Source organism: Lewinella sp. W8 (genome assembly GCF_004375085.3).
GTDB lineage: Bacteria > Bacteroidota > Bacteroidia > Chitinophagales > Saprospiraceae > Neolewinella.
On sequence record NZ_SNAQ03000032.1, the window covers coordinates 19,476 to 30,747 of the forward strand.

5 protein-coding genes are annotated in these 11,272 nt (G+C 53.9%); 4 read left to right on the plus strand and 1 reads right to left on the minus strand.

Annotation, left to right across the window (positions count from 1 at the left end; genetic code table 11):
- Positions 1-6: 6 nt before the first annotated feature.
- A complete protein-coding gene (locus E1J53_RS23155; RefSeq protein WP_134274755.1) occupies positions 7-765 on the plus strand; it encodes a glycosyltransferase family 2 protein in 759 nt (252 codons plus the stop codon).
- Positions 766-1,240: 475 nt separating this feature from the next.
- Positions 1,241-2,875, plus strand: coding sequence for a tetratricopeptide repeat protein (locus E1J53_RS23160; RefSeq protein ID WP_134274756.1), 1,635 nt, complete (start codon positions 1,241-1,243; stop codon positions 2,873-2,875).
- A 216-nt stretch (positions 2,876-3,091) separates the two neighbouring features.
- Here the strand turns inward: E1J53_RS23160 and E1J53_RS23165 are convergent, their stop codons facing one another.
- A complete protein-coding gene (locus tag E1J53_RS23165; protein ID WP_134274757.1) occupies positions 3,092-3,877 on the minus strand; it encodes a LytTR family DNA-binding domain-containing protein in 786 nt (261 codons plus the stop codon).
- A 1,171-nt stretch (positions 3,878-5,048) separates the two neighbouring features.
- Here E1J53_RS23165 and E1J53_RS23170 point away from each other — a divergent pair.
- Together E1J53_RS23170 and E1J53_RS23175 are read left to right on the plus strand one after the other, a co-directional pair.
- On the plus strand, positions 5,049-7,322 hold the full coding sequence (locus tag E1J53_RS23170) for a fused MFS/spermidine synthase (RefSeq protein WP_134274758.1): 2,274 nt from the start codon (positions 5,049-5,051) through the stop codon (positions 7,320-7,322).
- A 574-nt stretch (positions 7,323-7,896) separates the two neighbouring features.
- Positions 7,897-11,272, plus strand: a 3,376-nt coding sequence (locus tag E1J53_RS23175; RefSeq protein ID WP_154640288.1) for a hypothetical protein, incomplete at its 3' end; no start/stop codon positions are given.

The following is an 11,272-nucleotide window of genomic DNA, read 5'->3' on the forward strand; positions in this document are numbered from 1 at the left end:
GATATTTTGCAGCCACTGACCATCATCTACACCACCTTCAACGAGCTTGACATCATCGAGCGTTCGCTGGCGAGCGTGGCGGACTGGACCGATGACCTGCTGGTAGTGGATAGTTTCAGTACGGATGGAACCGCGGAGCTGCTGGAACGATTACCCGGCGTGACCCTAACCCAAAGAGCCTACGCGGGCCCGGCCGACCAAAAAAACTGGGCCATCGCCCGGGCGAAATACGAATGGGTGCTCTTGCTGGACGCCGACGAGATCGTTACTCCCGAACTCCGGGAGGAAATCACCCGGATGATGGAATCCCCGGATGCCCTGCTGGATGCCTACTGGATTGGTCGCGACAATTTTTTCATGGGTCGCAGGATCCGCCACAGCGGCTGGTCGGGAGACGAAGTGGTCCGCTTTTTTCACCGCGACCGTTGTCGCTACGATGATAAACAAGTCCACGAGGAAATTGAAGTTTCCGGCTTGCGGGTGGGGCGACTAAGGGGGCGTTTGGAGCACTTCACCTTCAAGAACCTCGACCACTTTCTGGACAAGATCCGGCGCTACGCCCGGTGGAGTGCGCAGGACTACGCCCCCAGGACCCAAAGGGTGGGCCTTTACCACCTGCTACTCAAACCGGTATTCCGCTTCGTCAAGCACTACCTGATCAAGGGGGGCTTCCGGGATGGCCGGGAGGGGCTCATCATCAGTATGGTATTGGCCTACGGGGTGTTTTTACGGTATGCGTACATGTTAGCGGCCCGGAGAAAGTAGGTTGTCCTAAACAATACTCGGTTCATCTGTCGGTATGTCTGCTTGTCGGGGGGAGCATTTGCTTTCCTAGGTGAAAGGAAGACATTAGCTATGTATTCAAGCGTTTTATGGGGCGGTAGGCCATTACGCGGGGCTATTGTGTGTAAATCTGCCCCCGATTTAACTGAGATCTCTGTACGCCGTCCCGGATGTTACATCGTAATGTTCACTAAGTGTCTATTGAGTGAGCGGGTTACCAATTGCGGTAGCCCGTTTTTTGTTACCTCACCTCCGGGGGAATTATTACATTTATCTTCGTTTATCCGCTATTATCTCTCATTGAACACCATTTTTATTCGGTGAATTCTAGACTCATAGTTGCTTTCGCTGTGGACTATGCCGATTGAACCCCGAACCGTTACTGCAATAATGCCCCACGGTTTTACGGCCACCGAAAAAAAGAAGGAGTTTCCAGATTTTCCAGGCCCCAACCCATATGCGTTTCTCTCTGAATAAAATAGCTGTCCTGCTTCCTCTCTATTTCAGTATTGTCTGCCCGTTTTTCGGTCAGTCATCCCCCTACGACTCCCTGATTGTGGCTCACCAGGCTACGGATGCCGCGGAGGCGCTCCGGGTGGATGCCCTTTTTCGCCTTGGTGCGGGGAACTTCAGGCGGGAGTATCCGGATAGCTTGCTGGCTTTGCACGAACGGGCAGAGGAAATGTTGGTAAGGGATAGCTCGCCCACCCAAAGGGCCGAATTTGCCCGCCACCGGGGATTCGCCCATAACTACAAGGGCGAGTATCACCTTAGCCTTAAGCACCTCCAGGATTCCGAGCGCATCGCCCGGACGAATAAGGATACCGCTCAGCTCATTAAAGCCCTGCACACCCAGAGTAGTAGTTACTTTGAGCTTAGCGATTTTGACGCCGCCATTGAAGTGCTCACCGAAGGCCTCATCCTGTCGGAAGGGATTGGAAACACCCGATACGCCGTTACCATGAAAAGTAGTCTGGGGCTAGCGTACCTCAAAGCGAAAAATTATGGGCGTGCCAGAGAATATTTTCTGGATGGTTTGGATCAGGCCAGGGAAGAAAATGACCGGGAGTCCGTAATTCGCTCCCTGACCAATATTGGCGTGAGTTACGATGAAGAGGGCAATTACCTGAAGTCTAACGAACACCACCTTGAAGCCCTCAGGATATTAGAGGAAATTGGTGCCTGGCACATTGCGGGAACGGTTCTGAACAACGTCGGAGATACTTATCTGAAAATGGGAGAGAAAGCACTGGCCGAACGCTTTCTCAAACGGGGGTTGACCGTGGCCCGTTCCCGGGACGAACTACCCGCCATCGCACGGGGTGGGGTGCAGCTCGCCAACCTTTACCGGGAATCCAAACCCGACTCGGCGCGGTATTACGCACGCTCCGCCCTGAATCTTGCCCAGGAAATTGGCAATCGCTTAATCGTTGTGGACGCCGCCCGCATTTTATCTCAGTTACTGGAAGATACCGGCCGTTACCGGGAGGCCCTACAAACGCACAAGCTGTGGAAGAATACCCTGGATTCAATTAACGATGAGGAAAATGAACGGGCGCTTTACCTCAGTGAAGCCAGGTACCAATACGCAAAAGAGAAGTCAGCCGATGAGCTGGCTTTTGAGCAGGAATTATCGCGGCAGCAGCTGAGCGCACAAAGGAAGATATCCTTGTTAGTTGGGGGGCTCGTCGCCATCGTGGTGGCCTTTCTCTACATTTTGCAGACCAGAAAGACCAAAAGGGAGCAAGAGAAAGCCAAACTGCTCAATGATATTGAGGTGCTGCGGGAGCGGGTAGCGGCGCAGTCCATCACGGCAACGGGAGCACGCAAACAGCTTACACTGGACAAGGAAAAAATTGAACGCCACCTATCCATTAAGCTCGGGGCCTCCTCCTGGAATATTCTTAGTCTACTCTACGAGAACCCGACCATCTCTAACCGGGAAATTGCCGAAAAAATTCACCTTAGTGTAGAAGGGGTGAGCTCTTCTCTCCGGAGAATGTACAAGTCTTTTGGGGTGCGCTCCGAAAACAACAGCAACCTGAAAATTGCCCTGGTTACCAAGGCGGTCAAGCTTTCCCTGAAGGAATAGTACCACCAGCTACCCATAACCCGCCACGGAGAATCCTGCTGGTACAGCGCAAAAAAAGAGCGGCCAAAGGCCGCTCAGAAAATAGGACAATAGGTGTCCAACAAAAAAATTAGAGAGACAACATAGAGTCAATCACGTAGATTGACGCAGGATGAATGCTATGAACGTTTCTTGCGCGGAAAGAAAGCCTCTTCCCGGGTGAAAGTAGAGGTTACGCTATTTGAGGAGGTTTAACTGGTTAAGAAATTGTTTACGGTAGCTGTAGCCAATGGAGAGAAGCTCGTTGTCTACCTTGACTTTTCCCTGCTTAATCCGGATGGACTCAATGAAGCTGACGTTCACAATGTACTTTTTGTGGCAGCGGAGGAAGGTTGGGTTGAGCGTCTCTTCCAGCGTCTTGAGCTGGACGTTGGTTGGGAAATTGCGCTTGCCTACCCGGGCGTAAGTGAGCTTGTTGTCGGCGTAGAAGAACTTGATCTCGCTTTTGTTGATGGACCGGAAGCTGTCGCCGATCCGGAAGAAAAGCTGGTCTTCGTTGTTTTTTACCTGGTCCTGGGCAACGCTCTGCAGTGCCTGTAGCCCCGCCCGCTGCTGGGAAAGCGTGGAGTTTTCCAGCTGTAAGACGGCATGGTCGATGGCCTGGAGCAGTTTTAATTTGGAGAGCTCCTTGGTGATGACGCTGCTGCTGCTGACGGTCTTTAACTTCTGGTAGGCTTCGTATTCGAAGTTGGAGACCAAAAAGATGAAAGACGTCTTGCATTTCATGCGTTGCACCTTGGCGGCTAGGTTAGGGCCCTGTCGCCCCTGATTCTTGAGGTCTGCATTCAAAATGCAGATGTCGGGTTGCAGGGAGCGGTAGGCTTTGAATGCGTCTTGGGGTTCTTTGGTGGTGACTACCTGGCTGATCCCAATTTCCTGAAGCAGGATTTTGAGTAACTGAAGCAGGGCTTCGTCCTGTTCAAGGACCAGGACTTTTAAATAAGAGTAGGTCGAAGTTTTCACGAGAGAGTAAATTGAGAGTAATAGGAAACAGTCCAAAAGCGGGAAGATTATTTCAACTGTCTGACCTCATCGTAATCGAACTACAAATACTCACACTTAATACTCCTGGCCACGGTTAGGGGTGTGGCCAACGGAAAACACTGTATTCAATATTCACAAAGGTCGTACACTTAAACTAATCACGTTGATAATCCTAGCGGGGTAGTACAAAAGAGAAAATTCGTCCGTAGTTACCAGCTTAAACTATCGCCTCTTTGGGACAATACAAGTATAATCATCTACGACAAACACTTTTCCGTGCAGATGCTGCTAGGAGCGATTTGAACGGATGTCCGTGCGTATTTTTTTTGTTTAGCGGTGGAAAAAAGGTGTCAAAAAATCAAAACCGGGAGATAAACATTTATAAATATATATAATATTAATCAATGTTATCGCCAAATTCGGCTGCGATGTCGGATAAAATTCATTTGAGGAATTCTCCGGCCACGAGGACGGGAAGAAAAATTAAACCGCCTCCGTTAAGACGCTAACCGACATACTGCTTTCATACGCCAGCACGCCACTAAGCAGTGACGTACGGGCGCCGATTTCGGCCCGTTGGCCGAAAAATCGTTCTACCACAACCTAATTCAGATAAACGCATCACGCGTCCGTCGCAGCCGCTGAGTTTCTTTGGCTCCCCATGGCAAACCTTCGGTGCATTCACCGTAAGATCGGTGAAGGATACCGGGACCAGAAACCCCCTGAACTGCTTAGGCACTAGTGGTCTGGGCGAAAACTCCTGGGGCCTTTCCCTGCGATAGGTGTTCGTAGGAACAGGTTCCAGTGATCGATGCCCGGGATCAAGAAATCCAAACCAGCACGGGGCGAAATACTAATTGATCAGATTGTGTGTAAAAACAGATGTAATTAAAGGGAATTTGTTGGTAAAAGCTATTTGGAGTAGGGCAAAACCCCCGTTTTGGGGGATGAACGCATCTATTTCGGGATGAACGCATCGTTTTGAAACAATTTTCCACCTACCCCTAGAAAGAGCAGTTGGCGTAAATTGATTGTTGAAGGTGGTGTCTATATTTGAAGCCTGTATCCGCCGTTACTGATTGTCATCCACCCCCGGTAAGGCTGGCCTCTGGCCAGCGCAAACGATCATTCCGGTGCCAAAGCGTTCTCCGTGAAAAAACAACCTTCCCCCCAGCTCGCCCTCCGCGCAGCACCTGCGGTGCTGCCCCTGATTCTGCTGATCTCCTTCCTGGAGGGTGGCCTGGTTATGGTTGTTGAGCTCAGCGGAGCCAAGATAATTGCTCCCTACTACGGTTCTTCCCTTTTCGTGTGGGCGGCCGTGTTGTGTATTTCGGTTGGCGCACTGGCGGCGGGTTACTTCCTTGGGGGGCACCTCTCCAAACGGGCCGACATTCCGCGTTCGTTACTGAGGCTCTTTCTGCTGGGAAGTGGACTGACGCTCCTGTTACCCTTCCTGGCTGACCTGGTGCTTCGCCTCGTTTCCTCTCTACCCCTTACGCTGGCCGTCATTGTGGGGCCGCTGCTTTTTCTGCTCCCGCCCATCGTTTGTATGGGGGCGATCTCCCCGCTCCTGATTCAGCTCGTTAAGCAGGCCGGCTTCCCTTCGGGTCGCGCCACCGGCAACATCTTTGCCATTTCTACGGTTGGGGGAATCCTGGCTACCCTGGCCGTAAGCTTTTATCTGATTCCCTTCGTGGGGATTCGGCTCACCCTGGGGGCAGCGGCACTGCTCATGGCGCTTGCCGGAGCACTGGTCTACTTTTTTCTCCGACAACGCATCGAGGGGACGGCCGCAGAGAAGGAAGAATTGTCCGCTGGTGGTCCGGCCGTGCGATCCCTGTCCACAAACGTCCTCCTGGGGATTTCCTTCCTGGAGGGCGGTGCTTTGATGATTACGGAACTGCTGGGCGCAAAAATTACCGGACCCTTTTACGGAACGTCCATCTACGTTTGGGGTGCCGTGTTGGCGGTTACCCTGCTGGCGCTTTCGCTGGGATATTATCTCGGTGGGCGACTAACCGGGAAAAAGCAACTCGAACGATCCCTCTTCCTCGTCCTGCTGGGCGCCGGCTTTCTGATTGCCATGAGTCCCGTTCTGGGTACCCTGGTGCTGCCGGCAACGGACGTCGGAAACGTTCAACTGGGAGCACTCCTGGCGGTCATGGTCTACTTGCTTCCTCCCGTCATCCTACTCGCCATGGTGTCGCCCATGATCACCCACCTCATCAGTGCGGATTACCGCTCCGGTAAGGCCGCCGGTACGGTGTACTCTATCTCTACCGTCGGGGGGATTTTGGGAACCCTCCTGGGGGGCTTCCTCCTGATTCCCTCGCTGGGTATCCGGGTGCTGGCGTTGGCCCTGGGGGGCGGATTGGTATTGCTGGCCGGCGTGTACTTTTTACGGCGGCGACAGTACCAACTGCTACAACTGGCCGGTTTTCTGGTGATTCTTGGCGTCCTCCTGCAGCCCGGGGATAAGTCGAGCAGCAACACCAAAATCGTGTATCACTCCACGGGAATTCTCGGGGAGTGGACGGTAGTGGATTATTTCAATATCCCGGGGCAGGCCGCGGATCAGGTGGAACGTCGACTGCTGCTGAACGGCATCGATCAGACCTACACGCAAATCGGATTTGAACCCCTTTCCCTGTGGACGTACCCCCATAAACTGGCGGCCTACGCCAGCATGAAGCCCGCCGGATCGAAGGCGCTCCTGCTGGGCATGGGAGGAGGCAGCATCGCCTTTGAATTGGTGGCCATGGGCCTGGAGGTGGACATCGTCGAGCTCGACCCCCGCGTGAAAGAAATCGCCACGGATTACTTCAACTATGATCCGTCTACCTCATCGCTGATCTTCGATGATGCCCGACACTACATCCGCACCGTTGACCGGCAGTACGACGTGGTCATCGTTGACCTGGTATCCGGAGAAGTGCAACCTTCCCACGTTTTCTCCCTGGAGGGCTTCGAGGAGTTGAAAAAAATCATCGCCGAGGATGCTCTGGTCATCGTCAACTTCCAGGGGAATTTATACTCGCCCCGGTATAACCAGGGCCCCAAATCGGTGTACAAAACGATGGAAGCAGCCGGCTTTAACGTCAGCTACTATTCCCCCAAATCAAAGGAACAGGGGAAGGAAGATCTCTCCCTGACCAAGGACATCTTCTTCGTGGCCTCGCAGGTTCCCCAGAACTACCGCGAAAAGATGGCCAATTTGCGGTACAACGAATGGTTTCCATACGATGACTTTGGCTACGACCGGCTCATAAAGGATGACCCGATTGACCTCAGCGGCGCCGAAGTCCTGGTGGATGATCGTCCGAAACTCGAGTTACTCAACGCCCCCTCCATTCTGAAGTGGCGCCAGAATAAACTGGAGCAGAACGCTAACCGCCTACTCGACGAAGTGGGCGCCATTTATTAATCCATTGCCGAGACCAACGGGGAGGTCTTTCCCCGGGTGAAACGGGCGTATTCCCTTGTAGATATTGCCGGGAATCGCGCGCCCCGTAGAGCATTTGCCTTGGGCCCGGGGGGCAGGTGCCGGCTTATTGGGTATGGCCTGGCACCTGCACCCCGTTGCCCTAATCTGGTAAGGGCAACGGCAACCCATTCATTCTCGGGGTCAATCAAATGCTCATCTCCACGAGAACGGAATTGCCGCAGAAGTAACGGACCAAATGCGGGCTGGCGGGATAAACGCACCGTATAGCGGATGAACGAAAATTTTTGGGGTGCAAATCGGATTAACCCCGAAAAACCGTGGTTGAAGCTCCAATTTTTGGTTACATCGGTTAATTCACCCCGCTCACTTTTCCATTGTCGATACTCATCGGAAAGCGAAAAAAAGGGCGGAATCGGGCGACGACCTTTATTCCTAGTAATGCCCAAAGTGGCATTCAGCTGAATGGAGTAAAGGCCAATTTGAAACACGCTTTCTGACTGCTTTTGCTCTCACAGTGCTCTCTATTTCGGAAGTGTTTCAAATCATTTAATCCGTGAAAAAATATTCAACGCCCCGGGGGTGCAGCCAGTCGCTGTCCAACCAAACGGATCATTTTTCCCGCGTTGCCAGACCGCCTTGCCGGGAGAGTTCCCGGTGGGGTTTCGCGCCTTTCGGTGCCCTGGTAACCCTCCTGCTGATTCTTCTCGTGAGTTCGCCGCTGGTGTCCAATAATGTCCACCCGACGGAGGACTGCCCGGAAGCAACGTCCACTGCGTTCTCCGGAGAGACTTCCCTGATTCCGCCGGACGATTGTCCGGAAGAAACCGCATCCGCGCAGGACCACAATCACGCCCACAATCTGCTGGACGGATTGATGCTTGAATTGGAAACGCCCGCTCACGCGCCCACCTTCCGGCGTCGGATGATGGAAACCCTGCCGGCGGGAACGCTGATCATCGCCATGGATGATGCCCTCCAGGATGGGAGTAGCGCGCGGGTTAGACAAGCTTACGGTCTCGCAGTGCATTTGCTGCACGCCGAAATCCCCCTGAAGTGGATCATCAATTCCGGCAAAACCAGCCGTACGGGGGTGGACTTCAGCGCGTCGGCCCGTCGTCGTTATCCAACAACTTCGGGCTACACCACCCGTAATTTCCGGGCTGGTCCTATTGCGATTTTTCCGGGTTTTGAGGCCGATGCCCAGGCCGTTATTAATAGTTTTGGCAACGACATTCGGGTGTACGAACTTCAGAGTGCGACTACCGTAGAGGTAAATTCCGATTTGCTGCACAAACCCTTTGTGTTTGTGGAAGAGGATCAGAACCCAGACATTCACACGGGTATTTTGAGTGCTGCCGGTCTAACCGAAGATGCGAATGGCGCAACGGGAGGAATAACGGGGCACTATCAAGAGGGTAGCCTTACTACGGTAAATGCTAATTCTTGTGTAACCATCATTACCGTACCTCATAATGACGCCATCAGCACTGCCCAGGTAAACGCAGTCAAAGCTTTTACCCGTGATGGGGGTAACTTCTTCGCCCAGTGTGCCGGGGTGCGTGGTTTTCAGGGCCAGGAAAATGCTTCGGTCAGGGTATTCACCAATGCTGGCTTTGTGGATGAACCAGGATTGGGCACCTTCTTATACGACAACCCACAGGAGCCCTCCGCTCAGTTTGAGGGAGATATTGAGGACGAAGGCGGTTCTCTGGAAAATTTTGCTTTCCAAACCGACCCTCCAGGTGGTACCCGAATCGTGCACGACAGCGACAATGATTTTAAAGCTTATGCCGGACGTATCGATGGCTTTAACTCAGCTTCGGGAGGGTATGTCCACTACCTTGGTGGTCATGATCATGGCGGGGATATCGATGCGGATCGCTTCTACCTCAATGCCGTTCTGCGCTCGGCTACCCGCCCCATGGGTTGTGGCCTGAGCATTGCCACGGTCACGGCGGCGGATGATTCCGGGACCATTGATTGTGGGACCAGTTCCATCGACATCGACGTGCTCAGCAACGACGTTGATCTCACCAACAACCCACCGCTGACCATCCAGAATCTGACGAACACAACGCCCAGTTTGGGCACCTTCGCGGTGGTCAGCGGGCAGGTGCGCTTCACCCCCAACTTCAGCGGTACCTGGGCCGGACCGGCCGTGGCCACTTACCAGGCGTGCAACAGTAACAACCTGTGTGCTCAGGCGACAATCACCGTCGAATCTTCTACCCCCGGGCAGCAGATCATCAACGGTACCGTCTTTGAGGATCTGAACGGGAACGGCACCTTCAATACGGGGCCCGAATCGGGACAATCGGGTATCGACGTCTTTCTTTTCGAGGACAGTGCTCCGATGGATGGTACGCCCGACGGACCGGCGGTACAGACCGCCACCACCGACGGTAGCGGTAATTATAACTTCAGCCTGAACCTGCAGTTTGAAGAATCCTTCATGTACAATCAGCGCATCAACAACAACAACGATGATTCCTTTGAGGAGACGTCCGGCAAGGGAGCAGGGGACGTTTTCCGCAACGACGCTGAAGTGAAGATTGGTGGCGGTGATGACCGCGTTGGAGGGTTCCGCTTCCGGAACACCAATATCCCCGCGAACGCAACCATCAACAGTGCCTTCATGTACTGGGACAATAGCGAGGGCGGAAAGGGAGATCAGGCGACCGTACGGATTCGTGCGCAGGATAATGCCCTCAATCCGGCGGCCTTTGGTACGTCCACCAACGATATTTCCAATCGGAATACCACCACGGAGTTCGTTAACTACGATATCGATTGGAACGGTGGGGAAACGAATCAACAGACCCCTGATTTAAGTTCCGTTATCCAGGAGGTGGTGGATGAAAACAACGGCGCTGATGCACTGGTGTTTATCGTAGACCACGTAAGCGGAGATGAGATTAAGGTAGTATCCCACGATGCTTCCACCAGCGGTGCTGCCCGACTGGAAATTAGCGGAACAGAACCCGGTGGTGGCCCCTTCAATTATTTGGTTCAGGTCGATCAGTCCGACCTTCCGGTGGGTACTTCCCTTACGACCCCCGGATCGCAACCAATCACCTTTACGACCCCCTCGGTGCTTGAATGTGACGTTGATTTTGGGTACGAGCAGGACTGTCCGGACCCGCCTGATGCGGGTAGTGACGGGTCAACGTCCATCTGCGAGGGGACCGGTTCCCTTAACCTTCGTGACATCATCAACGGGGAAGATGCGGGAGGCTCCTGGGTGCAGAATACCGGGCCTACGGGTCTGACCATTAGCGGTAATAACGTCAGTTTTGCGATGGCAGCCCCGGGTACCTACACCTTCACCTACACGGTGTCGGCACCTGACTGTCCGGATGATGAGTCTACGGCTACGGTGACCGTCACGGAGCAACTCTCGGCGGGTACGCCGGAGCCGACCCTCACGGTTTGTGTGGGTAGCCTGGCAATAATCAACCTTTCTACCCTGCTGACGGGCGAAGACGCTGGCGGTACCTGGACCGCGGGAGGCGGTAATCCCCTCGGCGGTATTTTCACGGCCCTGACGGGAACCTTTAACCTGCTCGGTGCGGGCGTAGGCACCTATACCTTCACCTACAGCATTGCGGCCAGCGGTGGCTGTGCGGCGGATGAGGCAACGGTAACGATTGAGGTCAGCACCCAATTGACGGCTGGTACGGCCCTGGGCGATTTAGAAATCTGTGAGACGGACAATGCGGTGATCGACCTGTTTGCTCGCCTGACGGGCGAGGATGCCGGCGGCAGCTGGACGGCCGGGGTCGGTAACCCCAGTGGCGGCACATTCGTGGCCGCTGCGGGCACCTTTGATCCGACCGGAGCCAGCCTTGGCGTTTACACCTTTACGTACGGCATCCCCGCCAGCGGCGGCTGTGCCGCCGACGATGAGACGGTGACGATCATCATCAGTG